Annotated in this window: 12 protein-coding genes; 5 read left to right on the top strand and 7 right to left on the bottom strand. The window is 71.1% G+C overall.

Annotated features, from left to right (window positions below):
- Positions 1 to 846, top strand: coding sequence for an inositol monophosphatase family protein (locus ABTZ59_RS16725; protein ID WP_351397222.1), 846 nt, complete (start codon positions 1 to 3; stop codon positions 844 to 846).
- A gap of 84 nt (positions 847 to 930) precedes the next feature.
- Here the strand turns inward: ABTZ59_RS16725 and ABTZ59_RS16730 are convergent, their stop codons facing one another.
- Both ABTZ59_RS16730 and ABTZ59_RS16735 read right to left on the bottom strand, forming a co-directional pair.
- On the bottom strand, positions 931 to 1,728 hold the full coding sequence (locus tag ABTZ59_RS16730; protein ID WP_351397225.1) for an MIP/aquaporin family protein: 798 nt from the start codon (positions 1,726 to 1,728) through the stop codon (positions 931 to 933).
- 164 nt (positions 1,729 to 1,892) lie between these two features.
- On the bottom strand, positions 1,893 to 3,929 hold the full coding sequence (locus ABTZ59_RS16735; protein WP_351397228.1) for a SpoIIE family protein phosphatase: 2,037 nt from the start codon (positions 3,927 to 3,929) through the stop codon (positions 1,893 to 1,895).
- Between the two features lie 311 nt (positions 3,930 to 4,240).
- Between ABTZ59_RS16735 and ABTZ59_RS16740 the strand changes: the two genes are divergently transcribed.
- On the top strand, positions 4,241 to 5,035 hold the full coding sequence (locus ABTZ59_RS16740) for an SDR family NAD(P)-dependent oxidoreductase (protein WP_351397231.1): 795 nt from the start codon (positions 4,241 to 4,243) through the stop codon (positions 5,033 to 5,035).
- 125 nt (positions 5,036 to 5,160) lie between these two features.
- Here ABTZ59_RS16740 and ABTZ59_RS16745 read toward each other — a convergent pair whose 3' ends face one another.
- The 3 genes from ABTZ59_RS16745 to ABTZ59_RS16755 all read right to left on the bottom strand — a co-directional run bounded on the left by ABTZ59_RS16745 (position 5,161) and on the right by ABTZ59_RS16755 (position 9,206).
- Positions 5,161 to 5,763 carry a TetR/AcrR family transcriptional regulator gene (locus ABTZ59_RS16745; protein WP_351397234.1) on the bottom strand — a complete coding sequence of 201 codons (603 nt, stop codon included), beginning with the start codon at positions 5,761 to 5,763 and terminating at the stop codon, positions 5,161 to 5,163.
- 111 nt (positions 5,764 to 5,874) lie between these two features.
- Positions 5,875 to 7,917: a S9 family peptidase gene (locus ABTZ59_RS16750; RefSeq protein WP_351397236.1), complete on the bottom strand. Its 2,043-nt coding sequence runs from the start codon at positions 7,915 to 7,917 to the stop codon at positions 5,875 to 5,877.
- A gap of 236 nt (positions 7,918 to 8,153) precedes the next feature.
- Entirely contained in the window at positions 8,154 to 9,206 is a 1,053-nt protein-coding gene (locus ABTZ59_RS16755) for an aldo/keto reductase (RefSeq protein ID WP_351397239.1), read from the bottom strand.
- A gap of 105 nt (positions 9,207 to 9,311) precedes the next feature.
- On the opposite strand from ABTZ59_RS16755, the gene ABTZ59_RS16760 reads away from it, so the two are divergent.
- The gene (locus tag ABTZ59_RS16760) at positions 9,312 to 9,941 is read left to right on the top strand and encodes a TetR/AcrR family transcriptional regulator (RefSeq protein ID WP_351397242.1); all 630 of its coding nucleotides are present in this window, start codon (positions 9,312 to 9,314) and stop codon (positions 9,939 to 9,941) included.
- Positions 9,942 to 10,096: 155 nt separating this feature from the next.
- Here the strand turns inward: ABTZ59_RS16760 and ABTZ59_RS16765 are convergent, their stop codons facing one another.
- Positions 10,097 to 11,011, bottom strand: coding sequence for an AraC family transcriptional regulator (locus ABTZ59_RS16765; protein WP_351397245.1), 915 nt, complete (start codon positions 11,009 to 11,011; stop codon positions 10,097 to 10,099).
- 101 nt (positions 11,012 to 11,112) lie between these two features.
- Here ABTZ59_RS16765 and ABTZ59_RS16770 point away from each other — a divergent pair, with 101 nt between their 5' ends.
- Positions 11,113 to 12,063, top strand: a complete 951-nt coding sequence (locus tag ABTZ59_RS16770) for an MBL fold metallo-hydrolase (protein WP_351397248.1) — start codon at positions 11,113 to 11,115, stop codon at positions 12,061 to 12,063.
- A 114-nt stretch (positions 12,064 to 12,177) separates the two neighbouring features.
- Here ABTZ59_RS16770 and ABTZ59_RS16775 read toward each other — a convergent pair whose 3' ends face one another.
- The gene (locus ABTZ59_RS16775) at positions 12,178 to 13,170 is read right to left on the bottom strand and encodes a translation initiation factor 2 (protein WP_503002977.1); all 993 of its coding nucleotides are present in this window, start codon (positions 13,168 to 13,170) and stop codon (positions 12,178 to 12,180) included.
- Positions 13,171 to 13,260: 90 nt separating this feature from the next.
- On the opposite strand from ABTZ59_RS16775, the gene ABTZ59_RS16780 reads away from it, so the two are divergent.
- Positions 13,261 to 17,781 carry an ATP-binding protein gene (locus ABTZ59_RS16780; protein ID WP_351397254.1) on the top strand — a complete coding sequence of 1,507 codons (4,521 nt, stop codon included), beginning with the start codon at positions 13,261 to 13,263 and terminating at the stop codon, positions 17,779 to 17,781.
- Positions 17,782 to 17,811: the final 30 nt, after the last annotated feature.

A 17,811-nucleotide genomic window follows, 5' to 3' on the forward strand; every position in this document is an offset into this window, starting at 1 on the left:
ATGAACGACACCACCGCGGCCCGCCGCGATCCCGCCCTGGCCGCCGCCGCGCAGGCCGCCGAGGAGGCGTACCGCGCTGCCCGCGCCGCCCACAGTGCTCAGGAACTGGCCGAGCCCGTCGCCATGGGGGCCGACGGCACGCCCACCATGCGCATCGACCGGATCGTCGAGGACGCGGTGATCGCCGCGCTGGAGCCCCACCGGGTCAACGTCCTCTCCGAGGAGAGCGGCTGGATCGACAACGGCAGTGAGATCTCCCTGGTGATCGACCCGCTGGACGGTTCGGCCAACGGCGCGGCCGGCGTCCCGCTGACCGCCTTCGCCGGCGCGGTCGCGGTGGCCGGGGAGTTCACCGAGGCGTACACCGTGTGGCTGGACACCGGCCGCGGCTGGTGGGCGCACCGTGACCACCCGGTGCCCTATCGCACCTCGGGCCGCAGGCGGTTGGCCGGCGCCGCGCTGTCGATGCTGCGCCCGCACACGGCGAAGCCCGGCCCGGCGGCGGCCTGGTGGGCCGCCGCCTCCGAGGCGGCCCGGGTGCGCATCCTGTCGACCACCTGTCTGGAGGCCGCCCTGGTCGCCGAGGGCGCCATCGACGCCTTCGCCGACGCCTGCTCCGACACCCACCGGCTGGTCGACCTGGCGGCGGCGGCCGTCATGGTGCCGCGGGCCGGAGGCGTGGTGCTGGATGTGAGTGGCCGCCCCGTCGTCTTCGACACCGATCTGACCCGCCGCTGGTCGGGAGTGGTCGCGGCCACCCCCGACCTCGGTGCGGAACTGGTCGAAGTGCTGGCGGGCGCGGCCGACGGAGCGACGAGCGGTGCGCCGCTCGGGACGAACGGCTGAGGGCGGTCCGACGGCGGCCGCGTGATCGGCTCCGCTTGTCTCCTGACCGTGGCCGGGCTCGCCCTCCGACGGCCCCGGAGGTCATCACAGCCGTGAGCCGTCCGCGTGCGTGCCGCAGAGCCTGTGGGTCAGCACCGGCCGACGGGCGAGGAGTTCACGCAACGCGGTGGCCAGGCGGGCGCCGGCCATCGGAGCGAGGAGATAGATCCACAGAAAGTCCAGATGACCCGAGACAACCGCCGGCCCGAACTGGCGGGCGGGGTTGATGCAACCCCCGGTGATCGGCCCGAGCAAGGCGATACCCAGGCCGACGAGGAGGCCGATCACAGCGGGCATCAGGGGAGCCAGTCTCGGTACGGACAGAAACCAGCCGACAAGCAGCACGATGACGGCCATGGAAGCCGCCTCCGCCGGGAAGACGGCCCAGCTCGACCAGCCCGGGGCCGGGCTCAGCGAAGCGTCGTACACGGGAGGGTTGTCGGTCACCCGGCCCCACACGGCGCGGGCGGCCAGCACACCGAGAAGCGACCCGGCCAGTTGGGCCAGGATGTACGGCGCCACCGACACACCGGGAAAGACCCGGAAGCGCCACATGGTCAGGGTGATCGCGGGGTTGATATGGCCTCCGGAGACCCTGCCGAGCGGACTGACGATCAGCCCGCAGAGAAGCACCCCCACCGCCACGCCGACGACGAGCAGTCGCACTTCGAACGACGGGATCGCCGAGGAGATGGGCGAGGGCCCCACCACCCATCGCACGATGGTGGTGACTCCGAACAGCAGGAGCAGGGTCAGAAGGAGTTCCAGGAGGCTGTTGCGGAGAATCACCGACGGTGTGATCGCCCTCGCGGGGGCGCCGGACGCGGCGGGATCGGTGGCCATCCGGCCTCCTGTCGGGCTCGTCGTGTGCGGGGCACCGCACCGGGGTGGACGTCCGGGTGCGGGGTGACGTACCGAGGTGGACGTCCGGCCTCCGCGGGGCCACAGCGCCGACGGCCGCTGCCGACCTTGGTTCCTGTACCGATGGGAGACGGCTTCCTCCCGGCTCACACGCCGGTCAGGACACCCGTACGGGCGCGGGTGCGGGCCAGCAGGAGCGCGATGTCGTCGTCGGAGCGCTGCCCGTTCGTCATACGGTCTGTCACCTCCACGCAGAGGTCCTCCAGCGTGGTCCTCGGGAGGGTGAGGGCGGCCCGCAGCCGGTCCAGCCCTCGGTCGATGCTCTCCTCGCGCGTTTCGACCAGCCCGTCGGTGTACAGCGCGATCACACTGCCCTCGGCGACGTCCATCTCGACCGACTCGTAGCACCCCAGTCCGACGCCGAGGGGCGCACCGGTCGGCACATCGGCGAACTCGACGCCGCCCTCGGGCGAGACGACCGCCGGCGGCAGGTGCCCCGCGCTCGCCATGGTGCACCGCCCGGATGCCGGGTTGTACACCGCGTAGACGCAGGTGGCCCCCACACTGGTGGTGATCAGCCCCTCGTCGAGCTGGTCGCGTTCCAGTTCGTCGACGAGTTCGTCCAGGCGCGCGAGCAACGCGTCGGGCGACAAGTCCAGATTGGTGAGCGTGTGGACCGCGGTACGGATGCGACCCATGGTCGCCGCCGCGTGGATGCCGTGGCCGATGACATCGCCGACCACCAGCCCGACGCGGTCACCGGAGAGCGGGAACACGTCGTACCAGTCGCCGCCGACACCACTGCGGGGGTCCGCCGGCAGATAGCGTGACGCCACCTCGACCGCGACACCGCCGTGCAGCCTGTGGGGCAGTAGATCACGTTGCAGGGCGAGCGCGGCCGTGTGCTCGCGGCGGTAGCGTGACGCGTGGTCGAGGCTGACCGCGGTGCGCGCCGCCAGGTCCTGTGCCAGCGTCAGGTCGGCTTGGGCGAACGGCACCGGGTTCGTCGTGCGCACGAAGACCGCGACGCCGAGCAGCGTCCCGCAGACCCGCAGAGGAACGACCATCAGTGAGTGCATCCCCGTCGCGTGGATCACCCGGGCCCGATCGGGGTCCCTGTCGAGCCAGCCTCCGGGGGATGTGTCGAGGAGCGGCTCGAAGTGGGCCGCGCCGGAGAGGAGGACGGTCGTGAAGGGGGACCGCGGGGGGACATAGACCGGTTCGCCACGCAGCCACAGGGATTCGGGCAGATGGGGGCGGACGGACGCGGCTGCCGCTCGGTAGAAGGCGGGGATCCTGTTGTCGGTCGCTTTGAGGCGGTCAAGGGGCTCGTCGTCAGGGGTGAAGGTGTCGGCCAGGTCGACTGTGACGTAGTCCGCGACGGCGGGCACCGCCGCGTCCGCCATCTCCTGGGCGGTGGTCATGACGTCCAGCGTGGTGCCGATCCGCGTACTCGCCTCAAGGAGCAGATTCCGCCGCTGCCACACCGCCGTCTCGCTGACGTCCACGGCGATCAGGCACACGCCCGGCGCCCGGGTGTCCGGGGCGTCGAGGCGGAGGAGCGAGAGCGACAGCACCCTCTCCCCGCGCCCGGTCGCGTCGGGCACCACCCATTCGAGATTGCTCGACGGTGACGCGCCGTCAAGGACTCGGCGCAGAGCGGCCTCCAGCGATTCGGGGCGGCCCGGGACGAGCAGTTCCTCGACCCGGCGCCCGAGGCGAGGCCCGTCGACCAGGAGGCCCATGCCGTCGATCGCGTCGTTGTGCCAGTAGCAACGCAGTTCCCGGTCCCAGACGATCACGCCCTGCGGAGCCTGCCCATACAGTGTGCGCAGCATCGCCGGGTCCGGCCAGGCCCCGGACGGTTCGACGGGACCGGCCTCCCATACCTGCCAGTCGCCCCGCGAGTCCCCGACGGGCAGCGGGGAGACGTGGAGATCGACCACGCAGCCGCCGCCGTCACGTCGCCTGAGCTCGACCGGCCCCGACCACCCGGCCCAGGCTCCTTCGGTACCGGGAGGGACCGGTACGTCCGCGCCGGAGAGCAATCCGCCGACCGGCCGGCTCACCACCTCTTCGGCGGGAGTGCCCCACAGGCGTTCGGCGGCCTCGGTCCAGAGCGCCACGGTCCCATCGGGTCTGATCACGGCCACCAGCTCGGCCCGATCACTCGCCTTCCGCACTTCCTCGGTCCCCTCTGGTCATCGCCCGACGCCGCGCCTCCGGCATCGGCGCCTGTCCGCGCGCCCCCGGCCTCCGCCCGCCGTCGCCCACATGACACCGGCGGTACCGCTGAAAGGGTCGAACTTGCCACTTTTCATCCCAAAGGTACCGCGCCCCGGCGGCCGCACAGCGAGTCCCCCGAGCAAATTTCTGGACTTGCTAGTCCATTTTTATCGGCCTACGGTCTCCCCTGTCCGCACACCGACACGGGCGCCGACGCCGCCACCGCTCCCCGCCCAGGCGTCTCATCCCCATGAAAGGAATCAGAACGATGGATCTTCAACTCGTTGGCAAGCGGGCTCTAGTCACCGGATCGAGCAGTGGCCTCGGCGAGGCGATCGCCCGGCGCCTGGCCGCCGAAGGCGCCGCTGTCGTGGTGCATGGACGGGACAGGGCACGGACCGAGGCGGTGGCGAAGTCCATCCGCGAGGACGGCGGTGTCGCCGGTGTCGCCATCGGCGACCTCGCCACGGATGCCGGTGCCGAGGAAGTCCGGGCCGCGGCGGTCGAGGACGGCCCCATCGACATTCTCGTCAACAACGTCGGCGTCTACGATCCGGCGGCGCGGTGGGGCGACACCCCGCCCGACGCCTGGGCCGAGCTGTACAACGTCAACGTCATCTCCAGCGTGCGTATGGTCCAGCGCCTGCTGCCGGGCATGCGTGCACGCGGCTGGGGACGTGTGATCCAGATCAGCAGCGTCACCGGCCACCGGCCCTCGCCGAACCAGCCGCACTACGCCGCCACCAACGCCGCCCGGAACAACCTCGCCGCCTCGCTCGCCCGCGAACTCAAGCACTCCGGTGTCACCTCCAACGCCGTCGCGGCGGGAGGCATCCTCACCCCCGCCACCCAGGACTTCCTGGTGGGGGTGGGCAGGGCCCAGGGCTGGGGAGAGACCTGGGCGGAAATCGAACCCAAGACGGTGGCGCTCGCCCCCAACGACGCCGGCCGTATCGCCAGGCCCGACGAGTACGCCAACCTGGTCGCCTTCCTGGCCGGCCCGGCCGCCGGTTACATCAACGGCACGACCCTGCACATCGACGGCGGGTCCTACGACGTGTGACCCGGACGCGGGACGCCGCCCCGCCAACGCAGCGTCAGGGCCTCGCGGTGTCCGCCGGCCACGCGGCCGCTCCGCACACCACCGGATACCCCGGCGGCCTGCGGGGCGGCCGCCGCACGGTGGCCTCAGCCGACTCCGGCCGCGCGCATGTGTCCGATACCGCTGTCCAGCACCGCCCGCAGATGCGTCGACCGGCCGGTCGACAGCATGATCGATACACCACCCTGGATGCCCGCGAGCAGCGCCGCGGCGTTCTCGTCGACGTCGAACGACGCCGGCAGTCGTCCCGCGTCCCGCATCGCCCTGATGCCCACCGCCAGATACTCCTGCCACTGGCGCAGGAGCTCCACCACGATGGCCCGCGCACCCGGCGTCGAGCGCCCGACCTGCATGATCAGTGAGCCCAGCGGGCAGTGGTCCCCCTGCTCCTCATAGCGCTTCACGACCACCTCCCGCCACTGCTCCCAGGCATCCCAGGAGTCCAGGCACCCCAGGTACGGCATCTGATCGTCCAGTACCCGGTCCGCCTCGAACCGCGCGACCGCGAGCAGCAACTGGTCCTTGCCCTCGGGAAAATAGTGGAACAACTGGCTCTTGCTGGTGCCGGTACGCGCTCGCACATCGTCCAGCGTCGTCGACGCAGCCCCCTTCTCCCGTAGCACCTCGGCCGCGCCCGCAACGATCCGAGCCCTGGTGGCCTGCCCTTTCGCCGTCAGCACACCGCTCATCGCACCCTCCCGGATTGGACTTCTCAGTCCATTATGCGGCCGTACCACATGGGCGCCGTCGGGTGCGGCCACCGGCCGTCCGGCGTGACGGCACAACGCGCCCCTTCCCCGCTACGCCATGTCGGCCAGCGTCGCGGAGTCGGCGGCCTTCGGGGTCAACGCGTAGTTCGGGGGTGTCTCCCCCATGAGGTGCCGGACGAAGTAGTCCCATCGCCGTCGCCACCAGTAGCGCTGCCGTGACAGCAGCGCGTGGTCCGCGTTGGGGACGATCAGCAGATCGAAGTCCTTGTCCGCGTCGATGAGCGCGTCGACGAGGCGCAGTGTGACGTAGGGGGTGACGTTGTCGTCGAGCTCGCCGTGGATGAGCAGCAGCTTGCCGACGAGGTTCTGGGCGTGGGTCTCGTTGGCGTGCGGAACGTAGATCTCGTCGCCGGCGTCGGCGACATAGGTCTCGCCCCATGCCGCGTGGTACACACGGGCGTCGTGGCCGCCCGCGCTCGAAACAGCCACCTTGAAGAACTCCGGGTGCAGCAGCAGTGCTCTGGTCGACTCGTATCCACCGCCCGAGTGCCCGTAGATGCCGACCCGGTCGAGATCCAGCCAGGGGTGGCGCTGTCCGAGCTGAGTGATCGCGGCGACATGGTCGTCGAGGCCGACCCGGTCGCCCGGACCGCGGGTCGCCGCCTGGAACGCCTTGCTCCGGCGGGGGGTGCCGCGGGTGTCGAGAACGACCACGGCGAATCCCAGGGCGGCCATGGATACGGCGTGATCGTGCGCGGGGCCGGATGAGCGGGGGTAGCGGACGCTGACCACGCTCACCTGCGGGCCGGGGTAGGTCTCGTCGAGGACCGGGTACTTCTGGTCCGGGTCGAGCTGGTGGGGCCGGTAGAGCAGTCCCCACAGATCGGTCACACCGTCCGCGGCCTTCACCACGAACCGCTCGGGCGGCTCGAATCCCGCCTCGACCAGGCCGGTGGCATCGGCGGTGCTCACTGTCGCGACGAGGTCACCGTCGCGGTCCAGCAGCAGGCTGGTGGCGGGCTCGTCGATCCAGGAGACGACATCGACGAAGCGGCGACCGTCGGGGGACGCCGTGATCTCATGGTCGCGGCCATCCTCCAGGAGGGTGTCGACGCGGGCGGTGGCGAGGTCGACGCGGCAGAAGGCGCGGGCGTACGGGTCGGCGTCGGTGTCACGGGCCGTCGCGGTGAAGTAGGCGTACTCCGGATCGGCGGAGACGAGGTCGACCACCAGCCACTCCCCCGATGTCAGCGCGCGGATCGTGCCATCGACGCCGATGAGGTGGAGATGTCCCCACCCGGTGCGGTCGGACCACCAGACGACGTCCCCGTTCGGTAGCACGCGGATGTTGGGCGGCGCCCCGAAGACGGGGTGCGGCGTGACCGGCGGGTCACCCTTCTCCTGGTGGACGGTGCGGGTGCTGCCGGTGCTCAGGTCCATCGCCCACAGGGTGAGGGTGCGGTTCCCGCGATCGCCGGCTATCCAGAACAGCTCCCGCTCCCCCGGTCCCCACCAGGCGTAGCCGAGTTGGAACTCGGAGAGGTAACTGGCCACCTGCGGGCCGCAGTCGGCCAGGGTGACGGCGCCCGTGACGACGTCGACCGACAGCATCTGGGCGGTCGGGACGTGCGCGTCGCCGACCATGGCGTAGCGGGAGGTGTGCAGTACGGGCCGGCCGCCGCCGGGGGGCCGCGCCTGCACCAGGTGCATCCGCTCGACCTCGCGCTGGTCGATGAGGTGGGTGGCGATCCGGGTCGAGTCCGCGGACCAGATCAGCAGCGGCGGGGATGGGATGCCGAGCGGTCCGAGCACATGCCGGAACGTGGTCATGTCGGGTGGGGTCGCGTAGGAGTGGTCGGGTTCACCGTCGTAGGTGAGCGGGCGTTCGTCCCCGGTGGCTCGCTCGCGCAGCCATAGATTGTGGTCCCGCACGAACGCGACGAGCTTTCCGTCCGGTGAGGGCGACTCGTGCATCGCCGGTCCGGAATCGCCGGTCGTGGTGCAGGTCGCGGTGGCCCGGTCGTAGGTGAGCTCAAGCGGACCGACGGCGATCCGGACGGCGCCCGCCCCGAAGGTCAGATCGGAGACCGGGAGCGCGTCGGCCTCCAGCGGAGTGCCGAGTGCCTCGGACATGCCGGTGGCGACCACGGCGTGGTCAAAGGCCGGGGAGACCTGGCCGGTGAGGCCGTCGACGACCCGATCGCCCGCCGGTCATGGACTGACGGGACCGGGGCCCTCGCGCGATGAGCCGACGTTCGCGCGGGCCGAATGCCGGCGGGGCGCACTGGCGACCTCGCCCCTGGTGACCTTCCGCGGTCGTGCCGACAGGTTGGCGGACAGGCTGACGCCGTCGGTTACTTGAGTCGGCGTCATGGAGCGGGCGGGAGTGCGACGACCGGTGGATTGAGGCGGGCGAAGCCTTCCTGGCGCTGGTAGGGAAAGTACGGGTAGGGCGCCGTCTTGCCGCTCGCGGCATCGAGTTTCGCCATCTGGTCGGGCGTGAGCGTCCAACCGACGGCACCGAGGTTCTGGCGAAGCTGGTTCTCGTCGCGGGCGCCGATGATGACGGAGGAGACGGTCGGTCGCCGCAGCAGCCAGTTGATGGCGATCTGCGGAATGCTCTTCCCGGTCTCCTGCGCGATCTCGTCGAGGGCGTCGACCACACGGTAGAGGTGTTCGTCCTCGACCGGCGGGCCGTAGTCCGCGGTGTGGTGCAGTCGGCTGTTGGCCGGCAGCGGCTGGCCGCGGCGGACTTTGCCGGTGAGCCGTCCCCAGCCGAGCGGGCTCCATACGAGGGCTCCGAGGCCCTGATCGAGCCCGAGGGGCATCAGCTCCCATTCGTAGTCGCGGCCGATGAGGGAGTAGTAGACCTGATGTGCGACATAGCGCGGGTGGCCGTACTTCTCCGCGATCGCGAGGGACTTCATCGCCTGCCAGCCGGAGAAGTTGGAGATGCCGAGGTAGCGGACCTTCCCCGCTCGTACGAGATCGTCGAGTGTGGACAGGACTTCCGCGATCGGCGTGCCGGCGTCAAAGGCGTGCAGCTGGAACAGGTCGATGTAGTCGGTGCCGAGCCGGCGCAGGGCGTCCTCGCACGCGGTGATCAGGCGGGAACGGGAGGAGCCCGCATCGCCTGGGCCCTCGCCCATCGGCAGGCTGGTCTTGGTGGACACGATCACCTGGTCCCTGCGGCCTTTGATCGCTTCGCCCAGCACCTCCTCGGAGGCCCCGCCGGAATAGACGTCGGCGGTGTCGAACATCGTGATCCCGGCGTCGAGGCAGATGTCCACGAGGCGGCGGGCTTCTCGCGTATCGGTGTTGCCCCAGGCACCGAACAGCGGTCCTCGGCCGCCGAAGGTGCCGGCGCCGAAGCTCAGTGCGGAGACCTTGAGGCCGGATGTGCCCAGCCGTCTGTATTCCATGACTGTTCCTCTTTCGTCGCCTGACCTGGCTAACGGTCCTGGAGTTCCGTTAGTGTGTGCCCCAACGTAGCAGGTGTGGCCGATTAATGAAACTGGAGTCCCGTTATGGGGTCTGAGGGTGCGGTTCCGGGGACCGTCCGTCCTGGTGGGCGCACGGCGCGGGTGCGGGCGTCGGTGCTGCGGGCAGCCGGGGACGCCCTGGCGGAGCATGGGTTTGCCCACCTGGACCTCGCCGACATCGCGCGCCGTGCCGAGGTGGGCAAGACCACCGTGTACCGCCGCTGGGGAACGGTGACCAGCCTGGTGGCCGATGTGCTGCTGGACATGGCCGAGCAGTCACTGCCGCGTACCGAGACCGGCTCGCTGCTCGGTGATCTCAGGGCCAACGCCCGGCTCGTGCAGCGCACCTTGGCCGACCCACGGCAAGGAGCGCTGTTCAAGGCGGTGATCGCCGCCGCCACCGGCGAGGCGAAGACGGCCGAGGCCCTGCACCGCTTCTACGACATCCGCGTCAAGGAGTGGGCACCGTGCGTCCAACAGGCCATCGACCGGGGCGAGGTGCCCGAGGGCACCGATGTGCACGAGGTGATCCGTGCTGTCTCCGCCCCCCTCTACTACCGCCTGCTGACAAGTGGCGACCGCCTCGACGAAGCCGCCGCGGACCAGGCCGCGGCGGCCGCGGCGGCCGCGGCACGCGCGGGAGCGTATCTGCGGGGCGACGAAGGCCGTGCGTGACCGGCTTCCCGCGTCCGTCGCTGAGCGCGGGTCACCGTGCGTGATCTCCGGGGACATGACGTTTTCCGGTTCCCCTGGCCTCGTCGGCGAGCGCGAGCCGCGTGGTGCGGTCGTCGCCGTGGCCGCGCGTCCGGGCGATCACCGGAGCGGGGGCCTCAGGACGAGTTGGCGGCTCGATACCGCCCCGGTGTGATGCCGAACTCCCGTTGGAAGGCGTGGGAGAGTGCGTACGGGCTGCCGTAGCCGACTCGGTCGGCGATGGTGGCCAGGGTGTCCGGGGTGTCGCGGAGCAGGGTGGCGGCGCGGATCACGCGCCACCAGGTGAGGTACGCCATCGGAGGGCGGCCGACCAGGGTGGTGAACCGGCGCGCCAGGGTGGGACGGGAGACACCCGCCTCCGCCGCCAGCCGGTCATTGCTCCACGGCGCGGCCGGATTCGCGTGCAGCGCCCGCAGAGCGGCGGCCGCCACCGGGTCGCCCAGTACGCGGGGCCAGACTCCGCTGGGGGCGTCGGTCATCCAGGCGCGGATCATGTAGACGAGGAGGAGGTCGAGCAGGCTCGGGAGCGCCACGCAGGAGCCGGGCCGCATCTCGTCCAGCTCACCGGCGAGCAGATCGATGGCGGCGCGGAGTTCGAGATGTCTGCTCACTTGGCTGGGAAGGTGGACGACCTCGGGCAGTTCTGCCATGAGCGGGTGCATACGGCTGCAGTCGAGCCAGTACTTCCCGCAGAGCATCTCTGTCTCGTGGCGATCGGGCTGGGTTCGCGGCTCTGTCTCCTCAAGCCATTGCTCGAACGGCACCGCCTTCTCCTTCGCGACCGCCGCGTCGACCGGGAAGTCGGCGAGCACATGGCCCGTGCCATGGGGCAGCAGCACCGCGTCGCCCACGCCGAGAGGCAGCGGGGCGCTGCCGTCGGTCAGCAGCCAGAAGTGGCCCTTGAGAACGATGTAGAAGCCCGCGCCGTCGTACGGGTCCAGTCGCGCGCACCAACTCCCGCTGGTCCGCAGCCGGTGGGACCAGGGGTGCCCGAGGTGCACGGCAGAGATCGCGTCGCTCACCACATCCATCCAGCCAGGATATCCGGCGCATGAGGGATGAGACGCATTCGTATTTTTGTGAGCCAGATGGATATTGAGGCGATCTTTTGGCCTTCCTTAAGGTCGAGCCCATGACGAATGAGAACGACAGCGCGCAGAGCATGGTGCTGGGGGAGGTCGAGGTCATCCGGGTTGTTGAGTGGCACGAGCCGTTCCTGCCTGCCTCCGGCATGTTCCCGGGAGCCGCCGCCGATGTGTGGAAGGACAACGAGGACTGGCTCGCACCGGACCACTGGGCGCAGGACAGCGACGTGGTGGTGCTCGCTCTGCAGAGTTGGGTGCTGCGCAGCGCGGGCCGGACCGTCCTGGTCGACACCGGAGCGGGCAACGGGCGCGAACGACCGGGCATGGGGCCGTTCCACCGGGCCCAGAGTGATTTCCTCGGCCTCCTGGCGAGGGCCGGAGTCCACCCGCGGGATGTCGACGTCGTCGTCAACACCCACCTCCACGTCGACCACGTCGGCTGGAATACCGTCGACGCGGACGGGCAGTGGGTACCGGCCTTTCCCAACGCCCAGTACGTCATTCCGGCCGCCGACGACTTCCACTACGGTCCGGACAACGCGTACAGGAACGGCGCGCAGGAGGTCGACCGCCTGATCTACGAAGACAGCATCGCGCCCATCCACCGGGCCGGACAGTCCGTGCTGTGGGACGGCCTCCACCGCATCGACGAACACCTCACCCTGGAATCCGCGCCCGGTCACACTCCCGGCTCGTCCGTGCTGCGACTCGCATCCGGCGGCGACCGGGCGGTCTTCGTCGGAGATCTGCTGCACAGCCCGGTGCAGATCCTGGATCCCTGCTGCAACAGCAGCGCCTGCCTGGCCCCGGAACAAGCGGTGGCCAGCCGCCGTCGGGTGCTCGGACGGGCGGCTGACGAACGGGAGTTGCTCGTTCCCGCGCACTTCGGTGGCGCGGGGGCCCTGGAAGTTCGAAGGGACGGTGACCGGTTCACCCTCGGCCCCTGGGCAACAGCCGGCCGGCGGCCGGCGCCCACGGGCCGCTCGCTCACCTCCTGAGACGGGACAACGGCCGGGCGCGGGTGCGCGACGAGGAAGGCGAGAGCGCTCGTCGAACGGTCACGGAGGCGGTTGATCAGGTCGTTGAGCGTGGGATCGTCAGCGCCTCGGCCGTCACAGGCCCCGGCGTTCGATGACGCGCTCCTCCGCCTCCTCCACCTCGAAGCGGGCCGCTGGGTCGTCTCCCGCCCGCCGTACGGCACCCCGTACCAGGGCGAGATAGAAGAGGGCCGGGGCACAGGGCGTCCAGGTCTCGGCAGGCTGTTCCGCCATGAAGTCGAGTACCGAGTCGGGGTCGGCGGTGACGAAGGCGAAGCGGTCGTGCTCCCACTTGTCGCCCACACCGCGCGTCCAGCGCAGCCGCAGGGTCTTCTCGTCCAGGTCGGGCAGCACGGCGCGGAAGAAGGCCGCCCACTGGTTGTTGCGCAGGTCGAGGCCGAAGCCCAGGAGTTCCAGGTCGAGCGCGTCGGTCCTGTGCACGGCGAGTTCTTCGAACAGGGCCCGCCGGGCGACGGCGTACAGGCTGATCGGGCCGCCGTCCCGCGGCAGATCGTGGTCCCGGGCCAGGCCCTCGTTCGCGGACGAGTTCCAGCGTGAGCGGTTCGGCCCGACCACCTGGGCGCTGCGGTGGGAGAAGAGCATCTTGCCGTCCCGGCCTGTCTCCAGCGCCACGTTCACACCGAAGCTGCAATTCATGAAGGGGGGTGCCAGGACCGGATCCCGGCTCTCCAGGTACTGCTCGCGCAGGGTCAGCCCGTTGTGCTGCGTACGGTCCAGGTTGATCGACGTGGTGAGGAAGTCGTAGTAGTCGGCGTCCTGGAGGGTGAGGGTCACGACGGGGTCTTCGGCGAGGTGGGTGCGGGTCACGACGACCCGTTCGACGGCGAAACGGCTGTTGTTCCAGCGGTGCGGCCGGCCGAGGGCCTCCTTGCGTTCCTCGGCCTCCTGGATGGCATGCCGCCAGCCGCCGATCTCCTCAGGGAACTCCACCCGCTGCGGCCGGTACTTGACGCGGACGTCGTCCTCCTTGATGGGCCGGGTCCCGTCGCCCTCGAAGATATGACAGTCCGTCTCGCGGCCGACCACGGTGAATCGGTCCCGATGCACCCGAGGAATCATCAATAATCCTTTACGGCAGATGAGTTGATGGCTGGTATGTACCCCGCACACCAGACCCGGACATGATACGGACGTGCTGTGGCCGAGCCTCTGGCATTGATCAGATCCGAGCGACGCGCATCCGCTCTGGTGGGTACGGTGGCGGTGTCCCGGTACGCCCATCCCCCGGGCGGCCGTCCGCTGTTGCCGGACCTGCGGAACGTGGCGGAGGTGCGCCGACGGTTCACCGAAGTCGTCCGCAAGAGGCTGGAGTTCGGCGACGCGGTCCGCATCGACGAGGAGGGCGCCACCCGGCGGCGGCTCTGGGAGGGGCTGGAGAGCTTTCTCGCCCATGACGCCGAGCGGAAGATCCTCTACTGGACGGGCCACGGGGTCGACCTGCGCCGCGAGGGCTACTTCCTCGCCTGCGAGGACTCGGCGGCGGACGGATCCTTCGACCCGCGGCGAGCGATCGCGCTGACCGATCTCGTGGACCGGCTCCTGCGACCGGACTGCGAGACGGACACCCTGCTGATCGTCGACGCCTGCTTCTCGCACGGTCACTTGTCCCACGCGCTGGCGCGGGCACTGTCGTTGGAACACGCGAGCGTGCGATGGGCACGCAGGAATCGCAAGACCGGGTTCGTTGTCATCGGCACCTCAGGGATCGATGTGTCGGTGCCCGACGGGCGCTGGGTGCGATGGCTGGAAGAGGTCCTGGCCACCCCGGACTTCGTCGCGGCGGACCACGCCCGCCCCTTCGACCCCGCCGCGCTGTATCTGCCCGTCCCCTACCTGATCGAGGCGGTCGCCGCCGCGGCGGCGGCCTCGGGCCTCGACGAGCCGGCCCAGCGCCCGGGCCACACGGAAGTGCGGTCACTGCCCAACAGCTTCCTGGACAACCCGTTCTTCGTCGACGGCGGTCGGCGCGCCCACACCCCCGCGGTGCTGCGCGGCCGGGAACCATGGCTGGGTGCCGAGCAGTTCGGGCTGGAGGACGACAGCCATCTGCGGCGCCACTTCGCCGGACGGCAGGGCGCCCTCGGCCGCGTGGTGCGCTGGATGGACACCCATCCGAAGGGGCTGCTCGCGGTGACCGGGCCCGCCGGTGCCGGCAAGACGGCCCTGCTCGGCCGGCTCGCCCTGACCTCACTGCCTCAGTGGCGTGACGCCGTCGGCACGGAGCTGGTCCCCTCGACGCTACCGAGGGCGGGAACGGTGCAGGCGGCCCTGTCCTGCCGGGGGCAGTCGCTGCACTCGCTCACGGACGCGTTGTGGCAGGTGTTGTCCCGGCTTGAGGGCATGGACTCGCTGCCGGGCGCCGCGGTGACGCCCGAGCAGTGCCGCGCGGCGGTCGACAGACTCGTTACGCGTGCGGGCTCCCTGAACCTGCTCTTCGACGCCCTCGACGAGGCGATGCCCGAGCAGGCGCACGACATCGCCCGGCATCTGCTGAACCCCCTGTCCGCGCTGTGGGGGGTCCGGGTGATCGTCGCCACCCGCCCCCAGCCCCGGCGGCGTACCAGCGCGCGGACGTTGGAGGAAACACTGCTGGACACGCTCGATCAGAGCGTCGCCCCTCTCGTCCTGGGGGACGACGAGGAGGCCAGGCACAGCATCGCCGGCATGGCCGCCTCCGTCCTGGACCACGTGGGCTCGCCGTATCACGGGGAGGAGCACCGCGACGAGCGGGAATGGGTCGCGGGACTCGTCGCGGCCGAGAGCCATGGCTCGTTCCTGGTGGCCCGGCTCGCCGCGCGGGAACTCGCCCGGCGGCGCCGGGCGGTGACCGAGGCGGAACTCGCCGAGTGGATGCGGCAGGGAGGGATGGCCCTGAGCGAACGCCTCGCCGAGGAGGTGGGACATCTCACCGCCCAGCGGGGCTCGGAGCGCGCGGAGGAGCTCTTGCGCCCGCTGGCCGTCGTCCAGGGGCGTGGGCTGTCACGTCGCGGACCGTGGCTGGTGCTGGCCAACGCGCTGCGCGACGCGGGCAGTTTGGAACTGACGGCCGGGGATCTGCGACGCGTGGTGCTGAGCGCGGCGGGCGGTATCGTCACCGCCCAGCCCGCGCCCGACACCCAGGACACCGTCCATCACCTGGCCCACCCCAGCTACGGGGCGTACTTCCTGCGGCAGGCCGGCCTCGACGCGCCCCAGGCGCACCGCACCGTGGTGCGGGCGCTGCGGGCGCGGGCCGCAGGCGGCTGGTCCGACGCCGACGCGTACACGCTGCACTATCTCGGCGCGCACGCCGCGCAGGTCGGAGTGGAGGAACTGCGGGCGCTGTTCGAGGATGTCGAGTTCCTTGTCCGGACCAGTCCTGACGTCATGCTGCCGCTCGCGTCCACCCTGGCCCGGGAGTGCGACGGCGCGGCCCTGTACGGGCGGGTCGCCCACGCCTTCCGCAACGCCGCGGACCTCACGACCCGTAAGACGCTGTTGCGGGCGACCGCGTTCGTCAGCCACCGTGAACGGTCGTACCGGACCCTGGAGGGGATCGACGGGTTTCTGCCGTGGCGGGAGTACTGGACGGACATGCCGCCCGACCCGGTCGAATGGCGCAGGCCCGCTCCGCTGGGCGGGGCGAGGGCGCTGAGCTGGCGCGGCGGCACGGGGCCGGCGGAACCACTGTCCGGGGACACCCTGGCCGCGGGGGGCCGGGGCGAGGTGCTGGTGCTGCATCCGGAGTCGGGCCTACGGCTGCTCACCCGCCGGACGCACGGCGCGGACCGGGAGCGGGGCGACGCGCTCACCGAGGTGCGGGAGGTGGGCACGGGTCCGCACTGGATCACCGTCGCCCGCGACGGCCGGGCCCTGTACTTCTGGCGGTCCGACTCCCGGCTGCCCGAGTACGTCTATCGCTGGGGCGGCGCGGTGCGCAGCCTCGCCGCCGCCCAACGGGCCAAGGAGACCGTCGTGCTGGCCGCCGACGGCCGGCGGGTGTGGGTGTGGCGCTGGCAACGGGGCGGCACGCACCGCGGGGACGAAAGCCTGGTGGACATCAGCATGTCCGACGCCGAGCGGCTGGCCGCACTCGTGCTGGGATCCCGGCTGTTCGCCCTGGTGGTGGGCGAGCGGGCGATGCTGTACGAGGCCGACCGGAGGACCGGTCGGACCGGCGGTCTGCTGCCCGAGGGCGTGGATCTCGGCGACCTCACGGCACCCGCGCTGGCCGCCGCCGCGATCGCGGCACCCGAGGGTGCGCCGTCGGCGAGGGAGGGCGGGAAGCTCGGCTGGCTCGCGGTCGCGGACGGCGGCCAGGTCCGGATCTGGCGGTGCGAGACGGACGACGGGGCGCCGTCCGCGCCGCCCGTGGTGAACCGGGTGCGGCTCCTCGACTCCCCGGCCCGCGGCATGGCCTTCGGACACCACGGTGATCACACGCTCCTCGCCCTGCTCGAAAACCTCACGGTCCGCGTCCTCGATGTCGAGGACCAGCGCTACGAGGCGCGGTTCCGGCTGAGTGAACCGAGGGACGAGGCCATGGCCTTCGAACCCGGCGGACAGGGAGTGCTGGCCCTCGCCGACGGTCCCGACATCCGGATGCTGGAGGTGGGACCGGTGATGGCGCCGGGTCGTGGCCTGCCCGGGCGCGCTCACGACCAGAAGCCGCTGGTCGCGCTGGCGGGGGCGGCCGAGGGACCGCCGCTGCTGTGCCGTGTGTGGGGCGAGCGGATCCTCGTCTCCCGGCCCCGCGACGGCGCACCGGCCACCGGCCCGGCCCAGGTCCTCACCCACCTCGCGCCGGTGACCGCGGTCCGTGCGGTGCGCCACTCGGACGCGTGGATCGTGGTCGCGGCCGCGCGGCGCACCGTACGACTCTGGCGGTTGGCCGACGATCTGTCCGTAGCGGCCGAGCACGATCTGACGCTGGGCGGCGACGCCGGCAACCGGGTGCCCTCGCTCGGCCTGGTCGTCGACCGGGCCGTCGACAGGCTCCGGATCTACGTGCCGGACCGGCAGCGCATCGATCACGCGGAGATGCCGGGCGACGCCTCGCGGGGGTGGCTCAGGGGCGAGCCGGTTCCGGCGGGGCTGCGTTCTTGCGCGGTCGATGCCCGGGGGATGCGGGACGGCACGATATGGCTGGCCGCGGACCTGGGGGACGAACTCCTGTTGTGGGAGCACCGGGAGGGCCGGCTGGAGGTGACCGCGCGCGTCGCGTTGCCCGGCCGGGACGAGGACGCCGAGCCCACCCGGCTCACACTGGGCGAGCTGTACGACCCGGACGACGAGGAGTCCTTCCCGCTGCTGGCCTGGGTGGACGGCGGCAAGGTCAAGGTCGCCGAGTTCACGGGCGGGGGCGAGAGGTGGCAGAGCCTGCCGGGCACGGTACGGGGAGTGACGTCCCTGGTCTTCCGCGGTGCGCCGGAGCGGCCACTGCTGCTGGTGTGCGACGAGCACAGGGCGCCGGCGGTGTGGGACCTGCGGGACAAGAAATGGCTGCACGGCGACGGGGTGCCCCCGCGCGGCTACCCGGTCCGGGCGGCGGACGCCGCGCCGGACCCCGACGGTCTGGTGGTGGCCCTGCAAGGAGACCACCGCTGCGACCTGATCCGGCTGCCCCACGCCTTCTTCACGGACCGGATGACGACCGACAGCACGTCGCGACAGCCGTGAGGCACGGACAGAGAAGAGAGAGCGCACAGT

Source organism: Streptomyces sp. NPDC094034, from assembly GCF_040303865.1.
GTDB lineage: Bacteria > Actinomycetota > Actinomycetes > Streptomycetales > Streptomycetaceae > Streptomyces.